Origin of the sequence: Flavivirga amylovorans, from assembly GCF_030540875.1 — a bacterium.
Lineage (GTDB): Bacteria > Bacteroidota > Bacteroidia > Flavobacteriales > Flavobacteriaceae > Flavivirga > Flavivirga amylovorans.
Window position 1 is genome coordinate 212,468 of sequence record NZ_JAUOEM010000004.1, and the last position, 20,795, is coordinate 233,262.

The window sequence follows — 20,795 nt, forward strand, 5'->3', positions numbered from 1 at the left end:
TATGAGCAAAGTTTTACAATTTAAAATGTTTCTAACGTTATTACTTTTTATGCCTGCAATGGTTTTTTCGCAGCAGGTTTCAGGTACGGTAACAGACGCAGAAACAAATTTGCCTTTGGCAGGGGCAAATATTATTATTAAAGGGACTAGTACTGGAGCCATTTCTGATTTTGATGGAAACTTTACTTTAAATGCAGAGGCCTTTCCTGTAACTTTAATTGTGTCATCGGTAGGATATGATACCCAGGAAGTTAATGTGTCTTCTACTCAAAAAATCATTGTCGCTTTACAAGAAGGTGTTGCTTTAGACGAAGTTGTTTTGATCGGATCAAGAAATCCAAGCAGGACTGCTGTAGACACACCGGTACCAGTTGATGTTATTGACATTTCCGAATTAGCGTCACAAGGACCACAAGTTAATTTAAATCAGATATTAAATTTTGTGGCACCGTCGTTCACGTCAAACACGCAAACAATTTCTGATGGAACCGATCACATTGATCCAGCATCCTTAAGAGGGTTGGGACCCGATCAAGTGCTTGTTTTAATTAATGGAAAACGAAGACACAATTCCTCTTTAGTTAATGTAAATGGAACTTTTGGACGTGGTAGTGTAGGAACCGATTTAAATGCTATCCCATCTGGAGCCATTCAACGATTGGAGGTTCTGAGAGATGGAGCTGCCGCTCAATATGGATCAGATGCCATTGCAGGTGTTATCAATATTGTATTGAATAATAATGTAAATGAGCTTACTTTAAATATGACTACAGGAGCTAATTTCACAAAGAATGCCAATGATCAAACAGGAGGTGTAGATGGAGAAACCGTAAATATTAGTGCTAACTACGGTTTGCCTTTAGGTGAAAACGGTGGGTTTATCAACTTTACTGGAGATTTTGATTTTAGAGAAGATTATGGAAGAATGAAAGAATGGGAAGGCAATGTTTTTAATCTTTATAATACGGTTGAAAGATTTGCTAATAACGATGGCTATAATTTATCAGATTTATTAGATGATGATGTGACCGATGTTATACAATATGCCAATGCAGCTGGAATTAATTTAGGCGGAGCAGCTACCAAGGTAGATTTACAGCCTATTTTAAGTGCAGATAATACAACAGCAGAATTAGCAGCCAGAGGGTTGGTTAGAAGTGATTTTAATATGCGTGTTGGTCAATCTGAAGTAAGAGGTGGGCGCTTTTTTGCAAACTTATCATTGCCATTAGATGATAACGGTACCGAACTATATTCATTTGCAGGAACAAGTTCTAGAAAAGGAAACTCTGCAGGTTTTTATAGATTGCCAAATCAAAGTAGAACATATACTCCAGCATACATCAACGGCTTTTTACCAGAAATAAACTCAACCATTACAGACAAATCTTTTGCGGTTGGAATTAAAGGTAAAATAAACGATTGGAATGTAGATTTAAGTAATACTTGGGGAAAGAATGCCTTTTTATATACTATAGGAAACACCTTTAATGCCTCTTTTCAGAATGCTTCGCCAGTAACTTTTGATGCTGGAGGGTTTAACTTTATGCAGAATACGGTTAACTTAGATATAAATCAGTTTTATGATGATATTTTTAGCGGCCTTAATGTCGCTTTTGGTGCCGAATACAGATTAGAAAATTATGAAATAGAGGCAGGAGAAGAAGCTTCGTATTCAAGATATACAGCTGAAGGTCAGGTTATCACATTGGCATCTCAGCAGGCAGCTCAAGACTTTTTTGGTAATTCCAGACCCGGTGGTTCTCAAGTATTTCCAGGGTTTAGCCCTAATAATGAATTATCTAGAGGACGTAGTAGTATTGCTGGATATTTTGATTTAGAAGCAGATTTTTCTGAAACATTTTTAGCCAGTTTCGCTACGCGTTTTGAGAATTATTCAGATTTTGGTTCTACTATTAATTTTAAGTTAGCGACTAGATTAAAAGCTAGTGACAATGTTAATATTAGGGCGGCATTAAACACAGGTTTTAGAGCGCCTTCTTTACATCAGTTAAACTTTAATTCGACTTCCACCATATTTGATCAAAATGGAAATCCAGTAGAAGTTGGAACGTTTGCTAATGATAGTAGAGTTGCAAAAATATTAGGAATCCCAGAATTAAAAGAAGAAACATCTCAAAGTATCAGTTTAGGGTTTACTGCTAAAATGCCAGATGCGAATTTAACCGTAACGATTGATGGCTATTTTGTAGGTATTGATGATCGTGTGGTTTATACAGGGCAATTTAGTGGTGCAGCCATTGCTGCAGAATTAGCACAGGCGAATGCCTCTGCGGCATCTTTCTTTGCCAATGCGATTGATACCGAGTCTAAAGGTTTAGATATTGTTATTACGCATAAAGCGAACATAGGTACGAATGCAAAATTAAAGTCTGACTTATCTGGAACGTTTTCAAAAACAAAACAAGTAGGTGCTATAAAAGCGTCTCAAATTTTAGAAGATGCTGGTTTAGTTAGTACGTATTTCCCAGAAGATAGTAGAGTGTATCTAGAAGAAGCAGTACCTAGAACTAAACTAAATTTAACTAATAACTTAACAACAGGAAAGTTTAATGTCTTTTTAAGAAATGTGTACTTCGGAGAGGTAACAGAAGCTACAACCAATGTTGATAGACAACAAGTTTTTGGAACAAAAGTAGTTACCGATTTGTCTTTTGGTTATAAAGCTTCAGAAAGTTTAACATTAACAATAGGAGCGAATAACTTATTAGATATCTATCCAGATAGAGCAATTGAAGATTTTGATCCTAATACAACTGGAAATCAAACAAACAGAAGTAGCGGTCGTTTTGATTGGTCTAGACGTGCACAGCAGTTTGGTATTGGAGGACGCTTTCTTTTTGCCAGGCTAAGCTTTAAGTTGAAATAGTAGTATAGTAATTGCTTATTTAAAGCTCCGTGAACTTGTTTCACGGAGCTTTTTTTGTAGTATATCAACATAAATAAGCCTCTCACATTAAAAAATTAATAGCATATTGAGTATCCAATAGTAACTAAAAAAGACTTTTCTAGATTATTTTCAATCTATTACATTAGAAGTTATAATGCGATATTATTTTGTATTTATTAGTATTTTATGCTTATTGGTATTAAAATCATAATATTTTAACATAAATATTTTATATTTTTTAATTAAATCCTTCTCGGGCAAGTCATAATCCCTTATGGGTAAGTTTTATCCTTCAATTTTGCCGTGACTAATTCAAATAAATTACATTATGAGCAAAATTTTACGATTAAAATGGCTTCTAACGTTATTGTTTATTCCTGTAGTCGCTTTTTCTCAGCAAATTTCAGGAACGATAACAGATGGAGCAACAAATTTGCCTTTAGCAGGAGCAAATGTTATTATTAAAGGAACAAGCACTGGAACGACATCAGATTTTGATGGGCGTTTTAGTTTGAATATTAGCAGTTTTCCGGTAACATTAGAAATTTCTTCTTTAGGGTTTGAAACTCTTGAAGTTTTAGTAACTGAGGCAAAAACAGTTAATGTCACCTTACAAGAATCGGCCGAATCTTTAGAGGAAGTTGTCGTTACAGGGTTAGCATCCTCTATTAAACGAAGTAATGCTGCGAATGCAGTAGCAACTGTTTCTGCTGAGGATTTAGTAGGACGAACACCTCCACAAACTTTAGATGGCGCTTTGGCGGGTAAGTTTGTAGGGGCTCAAATAACGGCAGCATCTGGAGCACCAGGTGGTGGAATGTCCGTAAAGTTAAGAGGGGTCACATCTATCAATGCAAATGGACAACCTCTTTATATTATTGATGGTGTTTATGTAAACAATAATAGTGTTTTTGCAGGTGGATTAAACGAAGTGTCTGGAGCTGCAAGTGGAGGTGCTACTACTAATGATTCTCAAGACAACGCATCTAATAGGATTTCGGATATTAACCCGGATGATATTGCCAACATTGAAATATTAAAAGGAGCTTCAGCTTCAGCTATTTATGGAGCACGTGCTGCGGCAGGTGTTGTAATTATTACCACTAAAAGAGGTAAACAAGGAAAAACAAAAATTAAGTTTTCTCAAGCAGTAGGTTGGAATGAGGCTATTAACTTATTAGGTACCAGAAATTGGACTGAGGAGTTGGCGGAAAGTGTTCATGGAGAAGGGGCCTTATTTACAGCAGCACAAAATGCAGGTAGACTAGTTGATTGGGAGGACGAGATTTATGGAGAGAAAGGTTTTATAACTAATACTAATCTTAGTGTTTCCGGAGGTAATGAAAAAACATCTTTTTTCTCAAGTTTCACAAGTAATGAAGAGGATGGGATTGTTAAAAATACCGGAGCTGATAAAAAATCATTTCGGTTAAATGTAGATCATAAAATAACAGATCATATTAAGCTAGACTTAACAGGTAATTATATTAGTTCCAGAGCAGATAGAGGGTTTTTTAATAATGAAAATAACGGTACAACTATTGGTGTAACAACGCTATTTTCAAGACCATGGGATGACTTTTTTCCTGTAGATGGTATTTATCCGGATAATCTAGCAGGAAACTCAAATCCAATACATACCCGTGATGTGGTTACTAATAATGAAAATGTTAGTAGAATTATTGCCGGAGCTGGTTTAGATGTTAATCTGTTTAGTACAGATAAACAAAGTTTAAAACTGTTTTTAAAGGCAGGTATAGATACTTACACGCTTAAAACAACGGTGTTTTTTCCTAGAGATTTACAATTTATGAACCCAGTTACGGGGTCTTTAGGTCTTGATGGATTAACATCTGATGGAACTACTAAAAATACCGATGCTAATTATTCTGCTTTTTTAGTTCATAATTATATGACCGATAGTCGTGTTAGCTTTAAAACTCAGGCAGGTCTTACCAATAACCAGTTTTCGCAAAATACGGTTAGAGTTACATCAAACGGTCTTATTGCTTCAGAATCTAATGTAGATCAATCCACAAATGTGGGTGTTACGCAAACACGATTGGTACAGGAAGATTTTGGATTTTTTGTACAAGAGGAATTAAATTATCAAGATAAAATAATTGCAACGTTGGGAATTAGAGGTGATAAATCATCAAATAATGGAGATGCAAATGAGATTTTTTATTATCCTAAGGTATCATTAGCAACTAATTTACACAAGCTATTTGATTTGCCTGAAGGCATGCAGTTAAAGCTTCGAACTGCTTATGGTGAAGCAGGAAACTTTGCACCAAACGGTGCTTTATTTACACGTTATTTAAATACATTAATTGGAGGTAACGTGGGTATTGTAACCTCAAATACGCTTGGTGATCCAACAATACAACCAGAAAGGCAAAAGGAATTAGAGTTGGGGTTCGATTTAGGGTTATTCGATAAGCGTGTGTCTTTAGAATTTACTTATTATAAGAAGAACGTTGAAGATTTAATTTTATCTGCCGATAATCAAGGGTCTTCAGGGTTTTCATTTCGCTGGGCTAACGCTGGTGAATTAGAAAATAAAGGTGTTGAAATAGGATTGACCGGAAGGGTGTTCGATACTGAAGACTTTACATGGGATTCTAATATTATTTACTTTAAAAACACATCTGAGATTACTAGGTTGGATGTAAACCCGTTTAATACACAAGGCTTCCGTACTAGTTTAGGTACTTTTAGAATTGAAGAGGGTAAGAGTGCTACACAAATTGCAGGAACAGACCCAGATGGTAATGTCGCTACTTTTGGTGATTCAGAACCAGACTTCCAAATGTCTTTTAATAATAGCCTTAAGTATAAGAACTTCACCCTCTCGTTTTTATGGCATTGGAAAAAGGGAGGTGAAAATGTAAACCTAACACGTCTTCTTACTGATGATTCGGGAACCAGTTACGATTGGGATGATTTGGACCTAGACCCTGATGGTGTAACGCCTAATGGTTTATATAGACTTTTATCGTTAGGAGCTGGTACAAATGCCTATATCGAAGATGCTGGTTATTTAAAATTAAGAGAAGTCGGATTGTATTATAACATTCCTAGAGATGGCCTAAAAAAATGGTTTGGAGGCAATGTTTCGGATGTTAAAGTAGGTTTCTCAGGGAGAAACTTAGTTAATATTTTTGATTATGATAGTTACGACCCAGAGGTGTCGAATTTTGGTTCGGCAGCTGCTGGAGTAGGTATAGAGGTGGCTCCATTTCCATCATCAAAAAGGTTTATGTTCCACTTGTCCGTTGGACTTTAATACTTAAAAAAGAATAATATGAAAATTTCAAATAAAATAAAATTTTTAGCTATAATCATTGTATTGGGTATGACTTCTTCTTGTAGTCTTGAAGATGGGGAAAGCTTAAATGGTCCGCAAACGACTTCGATTTCCGAAGGGATTTCCAGACCAGAACTTCCACAGGTAGTTGCAGGGATTTTATCAAATATGAGAGATCGAATACATACGCAACGTGATGTGTTGTCTGTATTAGGTAGAGAATATTGGGTACTACAAAGTTCAGATCCGGGATGGGGTACCGAATTGGCAGCAGGATTGTTAAGTGATGGATCGTTTTTTATAAATAACCCGTATGCAGAAAGGTATGCGACTGTTAAAGAGTGTAATCTTCTATTGCAAAGTTTAGAAGCCGAAAGTACGCAAACTATATTTACAACAAATGAAATAGCTGCTATTAGAGGGTTTGCTAATACCATTAAAGCCCATCAATTACTATCGGTTTTAAATATGGTATATCAAAATGGTATAAGAACAGATGTGGCAGATCCTGATAATTTAGGGCCTTTTGAAAGTTATGATGCAGCATTAACAACCATTATGGGTCTTTTAGATTCTGGTTTTGCAGATATTACTACTGGAGGAGAAGTATCTCCAAATACATTAGGGGTTACTTATTCTGAATTCAATAGAGCTATTACTGCTAGAGTAGCCATGTATCAAGGGGATAATGCCAAGGTTTTAAATGCTTTGGCAGATTCTTTTATGGATATGACAGGTGATTTGAATGCTGGTGCGTATTTAATATACTCGGCAGCAGGTGCAGATCAATTAAATCAATTATTTGTTGCTTTGAACTCTCCGACTGCCGGAGCTAAGGTCGCTTACCCCGATTTTGTAGATCCTGCATCTTTTGAAGCCGGAGATACCAGAGTCAATAAAGCGGTAGCAAGAACCGGAGGAGAAGTTTGCCTTGCTGGTATGTGCGGGACACATGATGTTTGGATTTACCAATCTAATATAGATCCTATTGGGTTAATAAGAAATGAGGAACTTCTTTTATTATATGCAGAGGCTAATATGGTTTCTAATCCTGGAGAAGCAGAGGCAGCTATTGATGTTATTAGGGCTGCTGGCGGTTTGGGTGCTGTAGGTGCAGGAAATGTTGATGAAGATAGAATTATATATGAAAGGCGCTATTCTCTTTTTGGAGAAGGGCATCGTTGGATTGATATGAGACGTTTTGGAAGACTTGCTGATATAAACCAAGATTATGATAGAGCTGGTGATTTATCACCTGTGCCTAGTCAATTTCCAATTCCTCAAAGTGAGGGACAATAATTATTTACTTATTATTAAATAAAAATGAAAAGCCTCAATATCATGTTGAGGCCTTTCTGCTATTAATCAATCCTTAGTAAAGGTAAAGGATTTTTGTTACAGCTTCATTTCAAGCTGTTTTAGTTAAATTAGAAATTATTCTAATCGTTTATCTTATCCAATTCATCAAAAACTTCCTGTGTTACCACTTTGTTATATTTAGCTGCTCTGCTGCTGTATAACCACATTTTAAACTTGGTTACTAAATAGAACAAAATTGGTACGACTATTAATGTTAGGAATGTAGCAACAAATAATCCATAAATTACGGTCCAAGCCAGAGGTCCCCAGAAGATTACGTTATCACCTCCCATATAAATATGTGGGTTGAACTCGCTAAATAATGTAAAGAAATTGATGTTAAACCCAGTTGCTAAAGGAATTAACCCTAAAATAGTTGTAATCGCTGTTAATAATACAGGTCGCAAACGCGCTTTTCCACCTTTAACAATAGCTTCTAATAAATCCGACGTTTCAAGATATTGATCATCTTCTAAATCGTACTCTACTTTCTTTCTGTCAATTAAAAGTTGCGTGTAATCTAAGAGTACCACACCGTTATTTACAACAATACCTGCTAACGAAATAATACCCATCATGGTCATCATAATTACAAAGGCACTACCAGTAGCAACAATACCACCAAATACACCTATTAAACTCAAGAAAATAGCCAGCATAATAATCCCTGGTTTTGATACTGAGTTGAATTGGAAAATTAGAATGAAGAAAATTAAACCTAATCCAGTAAAGAATGCACCCATTAAGAATGCCATTTGTTTATTTTGTTCTTCTATTTGTCCGGTATAATCTACTTTGACAGAGGCAGGTTGTTCTGTAAAACCTTGCATTTCATTTTGAATTTGCGATACGATTGCTCCGGCATCGGTAAATCCAGGTGCTAAAGCAGAATACAAGGTTACCACACGTCTAACATCTCTATGCTTTATAGCACTGAATCCAGAGGTGTTATTTTGTTTAGCAACAGTAGATACTGGAATTTCTTTGATTTGACCTGATGCCATATCTCTAAATGTTATTTTCTGATTGAAAATAGCACTTGTGTTATACCTGTTTTCTTCATTAAAACGCACATAAATATCATAATCTTCTCCGTCTTCTTTATAAATACCTGCCTTAGCTCCAAAGATCGCATTACGTAATTGCTGACCCACCTGACCAGAAGTGACACCTAATTCTCCAGCTTTTTTTCTATCCACCTGAACCTGCATAGATGGCTTCGATTTATTTACATCAATTTTCAATTCGTCAATACCTTGAATATTTTTCGAATTGATAAAATCACGCATTTTTTCAGCGGTAGCAATAAGTTCAGAATAGTCATTTCCTTCTAATTCAAGATTTATAGGATAACCTGCCGGTGGACCTACAGCATCTTTTTCAACTGAAATAGCAACACCAGGATAAATATCTTTTAAGTCTTCTTGTACTTTTTTAAGAAGATCATTACTATCAGCACCATCCCTAAATTTATATTCACGCATGGTAGCGGTTATTTTACCTCGGTGTGGCATTTCTGCTTGCGAACCACCATCGGTTTGAGGATTTCCAGCACCGGCCCCAACTTGTGATACGGCACTTTCGGTCAAGAAATTAAAATCACCATGCATGTAAGCATCTTCGTTTACAATTTTATAAACACGTTCTTCAATGTCTTTTGTAATAGCATTGGTTTTTTCAATGTCTGTACCTTCAGGGTATTCTATATAAACAATAATTTGATTTGGCGTATTGTCTGGGAAAAATTCAACTTTTGTACGTTGGCTCCCAACAGATGCTCCAAAACCCATAAAGGCTACAATAAGCAAAATAAATGTTCCGATAGCAATAATTGCTGGTTTTCTTCCACTTAATGCAGCGCGAAGTGTTCTTTCATAAAAACGTTCCCATTTAGGTAATACATTGTTTTGAAACCCATTAGCCCAGCCTCTTAGAAATAAGCGATAGACCCAAAGTAAAATAACAGTGACGATCATTAAGGTTCCTAAACCTCTATAGCTTCCGCCAATAAGCATAATAAGTAAACCAATACCTCCAACAATTGCTGATATCTTGATAATGTTTTTTAAAGGCATGTCTTTATCTTCAGTCGTCATAAATTGAGACACCATAACAGAGTTAAAGAAGATAGCCACAAACAACGAAGAACCTAGAACAACAGACAAGGTAATTGGGAAATAGATCATAAATTGTCCCATAACACCAGGCCATAGCCCTAAAGGAATAAAGGCGGCTACTGTTGTTGCTGTAGATATAATGATTGGGAAAGCGATTTCTCCAATCCCTTTCTTAGCCGCTTCTATACGGCTCATGCCTTCTTCACTCATTAAACGGTAGACGTTTTCGACCACTACAATACCATTATCAACCAGCATTCCAAGACCCATAATAAGTCCGAAAAGAATCATGGTATTCATCGTATACCCCAACATGTTTAAAACCATTAGCGACATAAACATAGACATTGGGATGGCAAACCCAACAAACAAGGCGTTTTTAAATCCTAAGAAGAACATTAAAACAGTAACTACTAGTATGATACCGAATATGATGTTATTTACTAAATCGTCGACCTGACCAATAGTTTTTGAAGATTGATCGTTTGCTACTGTGACTGTTAAATCTGGAGGAAATACATTGTCAACAGCTTCTTTAATAATAACATCTATTTGCTCTGCGGCAGCTACCATATTTTTTCCTGCACGTTTTTTAACATCCAGCATCACAACAGGATCTCCAAATTCTCTTGCATAAGTTGTTTTATCCTCATCTTTAAAGGTGACTTGAGCAATATCTTTTAAATAAATAGGACTATTTTTTTCAGACTTAACTACAAAATTTTCGAGTTCATCTGGTGTGTCAATTTCTCCAATAATTCTAATCGTACGCCTTTGTCCGCTAGTAATTAAATTACCGGCAGACATGGTCATGTTTTCATTGCTTATGGTATTGATAATGTCTTGAAAACTAACCTGAGCTGCCATCATTTTATAAATGTCTACAGCAACTTCTACTTCTTTTTCCTGAGCACCACGAATATCAACTTGTTTGATTTCCTGTAAACTTTCAATTTCGTCTTCTAAATATTCTCCATATTCCTTTAATTTATCAATCGGATAATCTCCGGAGATATTAATATTAAGGATTGGAATTTCCTCAGACATACTTAAATCGAAAATATTTGGCTCTACTTTGGCACCATTAAATGTTGGCCAATCTTCACCCGAAGTCTCTGTATCTACTTCGTCTTTTACTTTTTGTTTGGCTGCATCAACAGAAATATTTTCATCAAACTCCACAATAATAATAGAATAATCTTCTTGAGATGTTGAGGTGATTTCTACAACATTACTAACTGTTTTTAGTTTGTCTTCAATGGGATCGGTTATTAGTTTTTCAATATCCTCGGCGGTATTTCCAGGATAGACAGAGCTAATATAAATTTTGGTCTCTTTAATTTCAGGGAAACTCTCTCTAGGCATACTGAAATAAGCTCCAGCACCAAGAAACAAGATTAAAGCAATTAAAACATACATCGTTGTTTTATTGTTAATTGCCCATGATGATAAACCAAACTCCTTATCTACGTTTTTTTGTTTTTTCTTTTTACTCATTAGTTTTCAGAATTAGTTTGATTATTCTACAACAAGTATTTTTATCTCTTGCCCATCTTTAACACTTCTAGCACCTTCATCAACAATCTCATTCCCATTTGCTAAACCAGAAAGCACTTCAATGTAATCGCCTTGTGTTTTTCCTGTTGTGATAATAACACGCTTTGCTTTTCCTTTGCTTTTAACTTTATCGGTTACAGTATATACATATTGTTGGCCTTCGGCATTTTCAGAAATAATGCTTTGAGGTATTAATATGGCTTTTTCGTTTTTGTAATCGTTAATTTTAAGTTTCGCTGTTAAATTGGGTTTTATGGATTTGTCCTTATTTGAAACAGCAACTTCAATTTTAAACGTTCTGTTTGCAGGATTTATAAAGTTTCCTGCCTGACGAATTTTTGCATCCATCTTTTTCCCAAGTATTGGAAATTCTACTTGTACATTCCTGCCAGGTGTTATATTAGAAATATAACGCTCTGGTACATTTGTTTCAATGTACATATCTTGAAGGTTAACAATTCTAAAAAGTTCAGATTGTCCGGGAGCGACAACACTTCCTTGTTCTGAAATAACATCGTCTATAGTACCAGAAAATGGTGCGCGTACTACTGTTTTTCCAACTTGCTGTTGTAGTTGGTTAACGGCTCTTTCTTGTGCTTCATAAGTAGATTTAGCTTGTAAATACTGAATTTCACTACCAATTTTTTGATTCCACAAACGTTCTTGACGCTCAAAAGTTGTTTTTGCCAACTCTGCCTGAATTTGTAGTTGTGCCACTTGCTGACTTAAACCACCATCATCAATTTTTGCTAATATTTGCCCTTTAACTACTTTTTGTCCTTCTTTAACATAAACTCTTGTTAAGGTTCCTGAGTACTCAGGGTGTATTACAAGATTTTGTTTTGTACTAACACTTCCTTGTAATTCTACAAAGTGATTAAAAACAGCTTCTTTAGCAGCAAAAGTTGTAATTAAAGGAATTCTTTCTTGTGGATCGAGTTTTTTAATTTCTGCCTCTAATTGTTTTAATTGTGAAGAAATTTCTTGAGCAGAAGCATCCAAATCAGTTTTCTTTTGCCTTATCTGTTCTAAATTTCCAGAAGCTATAATATCTTCAACAGACATTTTTTTATCACCTCCACAAGATGTTAAAAGGAGTGTTACGATTACTAGTGAATATATGTTTTTCATTTTTATGATGATTGATTAGTTATTTATAGTGTTTAATACGGTTTCTAATTCAGCTTTTTTATTTATAACATCAAGCATGGCTTGTAAAAATTCTTGTTGAGAACTGTATAATTGTGTTTGTGCTTGTCTTAGCTCGAAACTTGAAGCAATTCCTTCAAAAAACTTAGTTTGATTTTTCTGTTCAATGCGTTCTGCCAGATTCAAATTTTGTTTTTTGTTGTCGTAATCTTCAATAGCAAATTGATAATCGCTTTTAGCAGATGCAATTTGGAGTTTCAATTTTTGCTGGGTTTCTGTTAAGTCTTCTTTTGCCTTTTCAAGATTAATTCTAGCACGTTGTGTTGATGCGCTCCTGCCTCCAGAACTAAAAAGAGGAACATTAAGACTAACTCCAAAAGCAGCAGTGCCTGCCCAAATTTGATCACTATCTAAAAATCTAAATTTTTGATTATTTCCAACATATGTAGCGTTTGCAAAAGCACTTAATGTTGGCAGTGCTTTACTTTTTTCTAATTTTAAAAGAAGCTCTTTGGAAACTTTATCGTTTTCTGCAATTTTAAAATCTATAGTATTTTCAATCTTCTCTTCAGCATTGAGAAGATCTATAGTGATATTTTGAGCTGTTAAGCTTTCTAAATTATCAGTTAATATAGTTTTAGAATTTATTTCTGTACCTAAAGTAATATTTAACATTTGGTAAGCTAAAGTTTTTAAGCGTGATGTATTACTTAAATTACTTTCTACACTAGATAGGGTAATTTGTAATTGTTCAACACTTTCTTCTTCTTCTAATCCGTTTTCATAAATCTTTGTAGTTTCGTTAAGGTTTTTCTTTAAAACGGCTATGTTGCGTTCTAAAATCTTAACACTTTCCTCGGCGAGCAAAACATTACCATATGCATTGATAACGGCCTTTCTAATCTCTAAATCGGTTTTTTCTTTGGCGTTTTTAGAAATTTCTAGAAATACTTTTGCAGACTGCAATCCCACTAAATAAGATCCGTCAAAAAGCAATTGATCCATTCGTATTGAGGGGATAATAGATTGTTTAGCTCCAAAATCGATAACACCATCTTGATCAAAATCGATAGCATCAAATTGTTGTTTTACATTGTTTTGGTAATCAATTTTTCCATTTATTTGAGGTAATCCAATTGTAGTGGTTTCCCATTTTTGTTTTTCTGCTGCTTTAATATCAAGTGTAGCATTTTTTGCAGTTCTATTATTTTCTAATGCAAAATCTATAGCTTCCTGTAAAGAGAAACTTTTGGTGCCTTCCTGAGAAAACATGACAATAGAGCATAATAAACTAAATATTAAAATTAGTTTGTTCTTCATTTTATGATTGATTTGATGTTATAAATTTATTTAATATTTGAAAGCCTTTATCTGTAACTATGGCTCTTAAATGATATTCTAAATAACTTTCCGTTAAATATTCCATAGTATAAATTTCTGCAGGGAAAATAGAACGGTCTTTTATACCAGTCATGCCATTAAAATACATTCTAGATATAAAATCTACATTAATATTTGATCTGAATAATTCGGTATCAACACCCTTTTGAAGGCTATCTTTAACCGAATCATGCATTTTTTCAAATTGTTGAAGTTTTAAAGCATCATATATTTGAGGGTAATACTTTTTTAACTGAAATTGAGGTGATGATTTCTCATTTTTTAAGTGCTGCATCACAAACATTTTAATATCGTATAACTCTTCAATAGGATTGTTTGAAGCATCACAAATGGTATCAATCCCATCGCAAATAGTTTCAAATAATTCAAATGTTACAGCTTCAACTAATTTAGTTTTGTTAGCAAAATGCACATAAATGGTTTTTTTAGATATGCCCATTTCTTGAGCTATATCATCCATAGTTACACTTTTAAAACCTAAATTAATGAATAATTCTGCTGCTTTATGTATAATCTTTTCTCTCATAATTGGGTGCAAATATAGAGTGGAAACTTTAAAAACAAAAAAAGTTTCCAAAGTTTTACAGTTTTTTAACATATGAAAGTGAGAGGAAAACCTTTTAATAATACTATTTACTTTATTTTTGCGCCATGCTTTCAACAGAAAAATATCAAGAAGAATTTGTTGCCTATTTGAAAAAATATTCAACATTAAAAGAACCTAAAAACCTTTACGAACCCATTCAATATATCTTGGGCTTAGGAGGAAAACGGTTAAGACCAGTTTTAACTTTAATGACTGCAGAAATTTTTAATGGCGATTATAAGAATGCTTTAGATGCAGCACTCAGCATTGAGGTTTTTCATAACTTTTCTCTGGTTCATGATGATATTATGGACGATGCACCTTTACGTCGTGGACAAGAAACTGTGCATGAAAAATGGGATATTAATACGGGAATTCTTTCTGGCGATGCTATGTTAATTATGGCATATCAGTTATTCGAAAACTATGAGGCCAAAACATTTCAATCTTTAGCAAAGCTATTTAGTAAAACGGCCATTGAGGTTTGTGAAGGTCAACAATATGATGTTGATTTTGAAACGAGGAATGATGTGACTGTTACCGAATACTTAAAAATGATTGAATATAAAACAGCTGTTTTGGTTGGAGCTGCAATGAAAATGGGAGCTATTGTTGCTAATGCATCTAATAATGACCAAAATAGTATTTATGAATTTGGACGGAATTTAGGTGTAGCTTTCCAATTACAAGATGATTATTTAGATGCTTTTGGAGATCCAAAAACATTTGGAAAGCAAGTTGGAGGTGATATTATTGAAAATAAGAAAACCTATTTATATTTAAAAGCTTTAAAGTTTTCAAATGAAGAAAATCAACTTAAATTAAAGGGCTTATTTAATTCAGTACTTGAAGATAATGATGCTAAGATTAGTACAGTAAAACAAATTTTTAATAGTTCGGGAGCATCAGATGCTACTCAGGAAGAAATTAAAAATTACACAAATAAAGCTTTTTTAGTTTTAGAATCTTTAGATATTTCTGACGAGAAGAAAACGCTTTTACATGATTTTGGTAATGCTTTAATGAATAGAAACGTATAATGCAATTACCATCTACTTTTGAAAAGCTAATAGAAGAGGTCAACCAATCAGATTTGTACAATAAGTTAATTCTTCAACTTAACAAAGATTTTCTCTTGGCAAACATCGATTTAGATTTTCATGAAGAAATTTTACCCACAAGTTTAAAATTTTTGCTTCACGAAATGGTTTATAAGTTAATTCAGGAAAAATTTACAGAATATTTAAACCTGCTTTATATTATTGATGTTCCTGAAAAACAGGTTAAAGCACTAAATGGGGATGATCTTTTAAAACTTTCAGAAGAGGTTTCCTTTTTAATTCTTAAAAGGGAATGGCAAAAAGTATGGTTTAGAAATAATTATTCTTAAATACTTTTTTAAATTTGAAAGGATTCCTCCAAGCTCTTCATAGAGATTAATGCCATTAAGTTAAGATTAAAATATCTACACTTCGACTGCGAAATCAGTGCGAAATAAAATTTTTTTGAATTCTTTTATTTCGGATAAATTTGTCCTAATTAAAAAATTGACCTACTTTTGTACCAAATTATAATTTATATGTTTTCTAAAGCTTGTGAATATGGTATTAAAGCGTCAATATTTATTGCGCTTAATTCTTATAGAAATGTTCGCGTTAGCCTCAAAGCTATTGCTAAAGAAATTAATTCACCAGAAGCATTTACAGCTAAAATTCTTCAGGATTTAGTAAGACATCATGTTATTAGCTCAACGAAAGGAGCCTATGGAGGTTTCGAAATTGAAAAAGAATTAATATCCTCAGTAAAATTATCGCATATAGTAAATGCTATTGATGGGGATTCCATTTATAGTGGTTGTGGTCTAGGACTTCATACTTGCGATGAAAGTCATCCGTGTCCTGTACATCATAAGTTTAAGTCTATTAGAGAAGAATTAAAATCTATGTTAGAGAATACAAATCTTGAAGAATTAGCTCTCAATATTAAATCGGGGGCATCATTCTTAAAAATGTAAAAAATTTGAATTAAAATAGGATAAAATTATCCGAATTAAAATAATTATTATGGAAACAATACTTAAAGACTCACAAAAACAAATCGGACAATTTGTTGCCGAAGATTTTAGAACAGCCGCAGTTTTTAGTAACTATGGGATAGACTTTTGTTGTCGCGGACATAGAACCGTGGAGGAAGTATGTGATAAAAATGGTATAGAAATATCTGAATTATTAGATAAACTTCAGAATGTTTTAAGCAGTACTACTGGTCAGAATATAGATTATAAATCGTGGCCGTTAGATTTACTGGTTGATTATATTGAAAAAAAACATCACCGTTATGTAGAAGAGAAGGTGCCTGTATTACTTCAATTTTTAAACAAGCTTTGTAGAGTTCACGGCGAAAGACATCCTGAGTTATTAAAAATCAATGAACATTTTACAGCATCAGCTGCAGAATTAGCTGCTCATATGAAGAAAGAAGAATTGATCCTGTTTCCTTTTATTAAGAAAATGATGAATGCCACTATTAGCAAATCTGAAATACAAGCGCCTCATTTTGGAACCGTTGAAAATCCAATAGCCATGATGAAGGATGAGCATGATAATGAAGGTGTCCGCTTTAGAGAAATTGCTAAATTAACAAACAACTATAACCCGCCTGCGGATGCTTGCAACACTTTTAGGGTGACTTATGCCATGCTAGAGGAATTTGAAAAGGATTTACATTTACATATTCATTTAGAGAATAATATTTTATTTCCTGAAGCTATTAAATTAGAGAAACAATTTGGTTAATAGCAAGTTCTAATTAATACTCATAAATTCCAGAAAGGTGATTCTTATTACTTTCTGGAATTTTAAATTTAAGGTATATTGTAATTTACAGGTGTTTTCCAGTCCTTCAGAAGGAGGAACGACTGAAGAATCTTAGGTTAATAAATTATATTATAAAAACTTGTCATTCCTACGAAGGCAGGAATCTTATACATTGAACTCACTACTTTCTAAGTAGATTCCTGCCTTCGTAGGAATGACAAAATAAACTTTATGCCAAAAAAACTTGTCATTACATGTTTAATTAATTTTCTAATAGCAGCTTTAATGGGGTTAATATTGCGATATACGCATGTTAATTCCATGAGTTTAAACTATAGATTTTTAACACATGCTCACTCGCATGTGGCGATGTTGGGTTGGGTGTATCTAATGTTGTTTACGGGTATTGTGCATTATTTTGTTCCCGAAAAAAAGCCTGTGTATAGCCGTTTGTTTTGGGTGACAGAATTTGCAGTTGTTGGTATGATGATTGGTTTTCCTTTGCAGGGATACGCCGCCGTTTCCATTTCGTTTTCTACTTTGCACATATTCTGTAGTTATTATTTTGTTTACCTTATTTGGAAACATCAAAAAACAGGGTCTTTAGTAACTCGTTATTTGTTAAAAGCGTCTCTTTTGTTTATGCTTTTATCTACGGTTGGTATTTGGTGTTTAGGACCTGCTGTATCTATGCTTGGTCAAGCTTCAGCGTTTTATCAAATTGCCATACAATTCTTTTTGCACTTTCAGTTTAATGGTTGGTTCTTAATAGCTGTTTTTGCTATACTTTTTCGTGTATTAAAGATTCAGAATTATGAGGGGTCTAGATATTTCTTCAGGTTATTAATAGTTTCAACTGTGTTAAACTTAGCTTTACCTGTAAAATGGTTTGTAGACTATAAGGTATTATTATATATTAATGCTGTTGGAGTGTCTCTTCAAATGATGATGATATTTTACTTTTTAAAACTGACATACCCAAAACTACGAATCTTGTATAAGAAACAATCTAAACTTATAAATTTTACACTTAGTTTTTCTATGTTTTGCTTGGTTATAAAAACGGCTTTAAGTTTAGTAACACTAATTCCAGAGTTTTCAACTGTAGTTTATGAGCATCGTAATTTCATCATTGGATTTATTCATTTAGTTATGTTGGGTGTTATTTCCGGGTTTTTATTTGCTTATATTTTACAAAGTCCATTAGTTACGTTCAATAGGGTTTTGAATATTGGAATCATCACCTTCGGTTTAGGTTTTATTCTTACCGAACTAATCTTAGGCATTCAAGGGTGTATGTTTTATTTTGGAAAAGGATTATTGCCAAGTTATCACAAACTATTATTTCTATTTAGTTTGCTTTTACCTCTTGGAATCGTTTTTATTCTAATTAATGTTATTAGAACGAAACAGGTTGTTGTTTTCTAAAATAGTATATAAGAAGCATTTAAATAAAAGTTTCTCCCCTGCCTCGAAATATTATTCCAATCTGCATAGGTTGAATAATTGGCATCCAAAATATTTTCAATACCATATTTAAAAACTAATTTGTTGTTTTTGAAATGGATTATATTACCCAGATTAAGATTTAAAATAGTATAAGCAGACGTTTCGTCCTCACCATAAAAGCTGCTGTATTCACTTTGATTTCCGTTACCTTCTAGTTGCAATGCGGCATTAAATTTTTGAGTGTTGTAGTTTATTTCAGCCAGATATGAAAGTGGCCGAATTAAAGGTAAATTTTCCTTATTGCTTCCCATGCCATAATTATAGCCTATAGAACTGTTAAATGAGACTTTCTTTGAGATATTATAGCCTGTATTAAGATACACATCAAAAATTGAAGCATGCTCCAAAGCCTCATATAACCTCACGCCATTAGCACCAATAGTCATAGAGTTAGCGTTAGGATCTATTTCTCCAATAATATAATTTGATATATGAAAGAAAGATGATGTTATTCCTAGTTTTAAGGCATCGAATTTAAAGTTGACTTTGGCATTGCATTCTAAAGCCTTTTCGTTTTTTAAATTAGGGTTTCCTATATAATCATAATTATCGAAACTATTAAATAAGAAAAATCCATAACCTTCACTTACGGAAGGTGCTCTTTCTCCATAGCCAATACCTAGAACGGCATCAAACTCATTTTTTTTAAGTTTATATTCGCCAGAAAAGCTTAGCAGAAAACGGTTTTTAGAATCACTTACATCCGGACGAAAAATCTGTAAACTTTCTACGCCTTCCTTTTTTGCGATTTCATTTTGATGGAAACCAAGTCTTAAAGTTGTAGAAATAGATTCTTTGCTATTTAAAACGATATTATCATTAATGTATAAACCTGTATAAAGTGTTCTGATATCCGGCCATGTATACATAAACATGTCTGGTTGATTTGGATCATTTGGAAACATGGTCATTTCTGCTAACGACCTGTTATAAAACCCATTTAGGTTGATAAGCAGATGATGTTTTTTTTCTTTTAAAGTGGATTTACTATAAAACCCATAAGTATCACTCCATCCGGGCATATCCATTCTAATCGGAACATCGGGTCGCTTGCTATCATCCATAATATGCGTTATGGTGTTAAAATATAGTTTAGATTCTAATGATTTTATTGTAGTTGAATTGTTTTTATATCTGTGAGTTACAGAGGTTATTAAAGCTTCAGCTAAAGACACGTCCATTGGTAAAGCGGGATAGCCAACATCGGTAGCTTTATCATATATAACATTGGCTTCTAGTATGTGATTGTTGGCCAGATTATAGCCTCCTTGAAGCGAAATATTATATTTCTGAAATTGAGAATATAGTATTTCTTCTTTATTGCCAGCATCGTAATTATCTGATTTACGAAATATTGCATCTGTATTTAAATAAAATTTATTACCGGAATATTCTACATCCAAACCAGCAATTTTATAATTACCATTGGTTTCATAACCTAAATCAATGTTAGTTTTTAAACCAGTATTGTAGAATTTTGATGGTGCAATTTGTAAATCAATACCGCCACCAACACAGTGTCCATTTTCGGTACCTTCTTGTCCAGAATTGATACTCGCTTGTTCCAGATTAGATACGTCTACGTAGGATGTAATGGGATCCATTTTATCGGTACATGCTCCAAAAATCTGCATCCCGTCTATGGTGACATTTAATCGATCGCTTGTCATGTTATTTAGAGAAGGTTCCCAGGCATAGTTGCCCCGTTTTATCATGGTAACTTTATTGGCTTTTTCTAAATAAGCATCAATACTCGATAAGGTTTTTTCCTGACGGTAATTACTTAATTTGCGTTGTGCAATAACAATGGTCTCTTGTAGCAAGGTTGTATCCTTTCTTGTCTCAAAAGGATTTTCCTGAGACAAAAGGATGTTACTACAAAATAAGCTGATACCTATTATAAAGAATTTTTTCATGATAGAAATATTATCAAGTTGAAAGTGTTTTCATGAAGAAGCGTTTAAAAATATCATTCAGAGCAAAACGAACCTACCTGCTGCAGGCAGGGAATCTCATTATCTTTATATAAAAGGTTTATATAGTTACTACGTTTATGTGATTACTAATAATATAAAAAAGA

13 protein-coding genes are annotated in these 20,795 nt (G+C 33.7%); 8 read left to right on the forward strand and 5 right to left on the reverse strand.

Annotation, left to right across the window (positions count from 1 at the left end):
* Position 1 precedes the first annotated feature (1 nt).
* The 3 genes from Q4Q39_RS12595 to Q4Q39_RS12605 all read left to right on the forward strand — a co-directional run bounded on the left by Q4Q39_RS12595 (position 2) and on the right by Q4Q39_RS12605 (position 7,520).
* Positions 2-2,890: a TonB-dependent receptor gene (locus Q4Q39_RS12595; protein ID WP_303282851.1), complete on the forward strand. Its 2,889-nt coding sequence runs from the start codon at positions 2-4 to the stop codon at positions 2,888-2,890.
* A 349-nt stretch (positions 2,891-3,239) separates the two neighbouring features.
* Positions 3,240-6,200, forward strand: a complete 2,961-nt coding sequence (locus tag Q4Q39_RS12600; RefSeq protein ID WP_303282852.1) for a SusC/RagA family TonB-linked outer membrane protein — start codon at positions 3,240-3,242, stop codon at positions 6,198-6,200.
* Between the two features lie 18 nt (positions 6,201-6,218).
* Complete coding sequence (locus Q4Q39_RS12605) at positions 6,219-7,520, forward strand: RagB/SusD family nutrient uptake outer membrane protein (protein WP_303282853.1); 1,302 nt, start codon at positions 6,219-6,221, stop codon at positions 7,518-7,520.
* Between the two features lie 140 nt (positions 7,521-7,660).
* Here the strand turns inward: Q4Q39_RS12605 and Q4Q39_RS12610 are convergent, their stop codons facing one another.
* From Q4Q39_RS12610 to Q4Q39_RS12625, 4 genes are read right to left on the reverse strand one after another with little or no spacing between them, the layout of a single operon-like run.
* Positions 7,661-11,194, reverse strand: a complete 3,534-nt coding sequence (locus Q4Q39_RS12610; RefSeq protein ID WP_303282854.1) for an efflux RND transporter permease subunit — start codon at positions 11,192-11,194, stop codon at positions 7,661-7,663.
* Positions 11,195-11,215: 21 nt separating this feature from the next.
* Positions 11,216-12,385, reverse strand: a complete 1,170-nt coding sequence (locus Q4Q39_RS12615; protein WP_303282855.1) for an efflux RND transporter periplasmic adaptor subunit — start codon at positions 12,383-12,385, stop codon at positions 11,216-11,218.
* A 15-nt stretch (positions 12,386-12,400) separates the two neighbouring features.
* Positions 12,401-13,723, reverse strand: coding sequence for a TolC family protein (locus tag Q4Q39_RS12620; RefSeq protein ID WP_303282856.1), 1,323 nt, complete (start codon positions 13,721-13,723; stop codon positions 12,401-12,403).
* 1 nt (position 13,724) lies between these two features.
* Positions 13,725-14,330, reverse strand: coding sequence for a TetR/AcrR family transcriptional regulator (locus Q4Q39_RS12625; protein WP_303282857.1), 606 nt, complete (start codon positions 14,328-14,330; stop codon positions 13,725-13,727).
* 125 nt (positions 14,331-14,455) lie between these two features.
* Between Q4Q39_RS12625 and Q4Q39_RS12630 the strand changes: the two genes are divergently transcribed.
* The 5 genes from Q4Q39_RS12630 to Q4Q39_RS12650 all read left to right on the forward strand — a co-directional run bounded on the left by Q4Q39_RS12630 (position 14,456) and on the right by Q4Q39_RS12650 (position 18,634).
* Positions 14,456-15,430 carry a polyprenyl synthetase family protein gene (locus tag Q4Q39_RS12630; RefSeq protein WP_303282858.1) on the forward strand — a complete coding sequence of 325 codons (975 nt, stop codon included), beginning with the start codon at positions 14,456-14,458 and terminating at the stop codon, positions 15,428-15,430.
* Positions 15,430-15,780, forward strand: coding sequence for a hypothetical protein (locus Q4Q39_RS12635; protein WP_303282859.1), 351 nt, complete (start codon positions 15,430-15,432; stop codon positions 15,778-15,780). The genes Q4Q39_RS12630 and Q4Q39_RS12635 overlap by 1 nt, the downstream gene beginning before the upstream one ends.
* 189 nt (positions 15,781-15,969) lie before the next feature.
* On the forward strand, positions 15,970-16,404 hold the full coding sequence (locus Q4Q39_RS12640; RefSeq protein ID WP_303282860.1) for an RrF2 family transcriptional regulator: 435 nt from the start codon (positions 15,970-15,972) through the stop codon (positions 16,402-16,404).
* Between the two features lie 49 nt (positions 16,405-16,453).
* Positions 16,454-17,185, forward strand: a complete 732-nt coding sequence (gene ric / locus Q4Q39_RS12645) for an iron-sulfur cluster repair di-iron protein (protein WP_303282861.1) — start codon at positions 16,454-16,456, stop codon at positions 17,183-17,185.
* Positions 17,186-17,437: 252 nt separating this feature from the next.
* Positions 17,438-18,634 (forward strand): hypothetical protein, encoded by a 1,197-nt coding sequence (locus Q4Q39_RS12650; protein WP_303282862.1) that lies wholly within the window; start codon positions 17,438-17,440, stop codon positions 18,632-18,634.
* Here the strand turns inward: Q4Q39_RS12650 and Q4Q39_RS12655 are convergent.
* A complete protein-coding gene (locus Q4Q39_RS12655) occupies positions 18,631-20,631 on the reverse strand; it encodes a TonB-dependent receptor plug domain-containing protein (RefSeq protein ID WP_303282863.1) in 2,001 nt (666 codons plus the stop codon). The two genes, Q4Q39_RS12650 and Q4Q39_RS12655, sit on opposite strands and share 4 nt — an antisense overlap.
* Between the last annotated feature and the right edge of the window lie 164 nt (positions 20,632-20,795).

What these genes read in the sequence shown, in the direction of transcription:
- Q4Q39_RS12595 (WP_303282851.1), top strand. Translation starts at nt 2, where the DNA reads ATGAGCAAAGTTTTACAATTTAAAATGTTTCTAACGTTATTACTTTTT.
- Q4Q39_RS12600 (WP_303282852.1), top strand. Translation starts at nt 3,240, where the DNA reads ATGAGCAAAATTTTACGATTAAAATGGCTTCTAACGTTATTGTTTATT.
- Q4Q39_RS12605 (WP_303282853.1), top strand. Translation starts at nt 6,219, where the DNA reads ATGAAAATTTCAAATAAAATAAAATTTTTAGCTATAATCATTGTATTG.
- Q4Q39_RS12610 (WP_303282854.1), bottom strand. Translation starts at nt 11,194, where the DNA reads ATGAGTAAAAAGAAAAAACAAAAAAACGTAGATAAGGAGTTTGGTTTA.
- Q4Q39_RS12615 (WP_303282855.1), bottom strand. Translation starts at nt 12,385, where the DNA reads ATGAAAAACATATATTCACTAGTAATCGTAACACTCCTTTTAACATCT.
- Q4Q39_RS12620 (WP_303282856.1), bottom strand. Translation starts at nt 13,723, where the DNA reads ATGAAGAACAAACTAATTTTAATATTTAGTTTATTATGCTCTATTGTC.
- Q4Q39_RS12625 (WP_303282857.1), bottom strand. Translation starts at nt 14,330, where the DNA reads ATGAGAGAAAAGATTATACATAAAGCAGCAGAATTATTCATTAATTTA.
- Q4Q39_RS12630 (WP_303282858.1), top strand. Translation starts at nt 14,456, where the DNA reads ATGCTTTCAACAGAAAAATATCAAGAAGAATTTGTTGCCTATTTGAAA.
- Q4Q39_RS12635 (WP_303282859.1), top strand. Translation starts at nt 15,430, where the DNA reads ATGCAATTACCATCTACTTTTGAAAAGCTAATAGAAGAGGTCAACCAA.
- Q4Q39_RS12640 (WP_303282860.1), top strand. Translation starts at nt 15,970, where the DNA reads ATGTTTTCTAAAGCTTGTGAATATGGTATTAAAGCGTCAATATTTATT.
- ric (WP_303282861.1), top strand. Translation starts at nt 16,454, where the DNA reads ATGGAAACAATACTTAAAGACTCACAAAAACAAATCGGACAATTTGTT.
- Q4Q39_RS12650 (WP_303282862.1), top strand. Translation starts at nt 17,438, where the DNA reads ATGCCAAAAAAACTTGTCATTACATGTTTAATTAATTTTCTAATAGCA.
- Q4Q39_RS12655 (WP_303282863.1), bottom strand. Translation starts at nt 20,631, where the DNA reads ATGAAAAAATTCTTTATAATAGGTATCAGCTTATTTTGTAGTAACATC.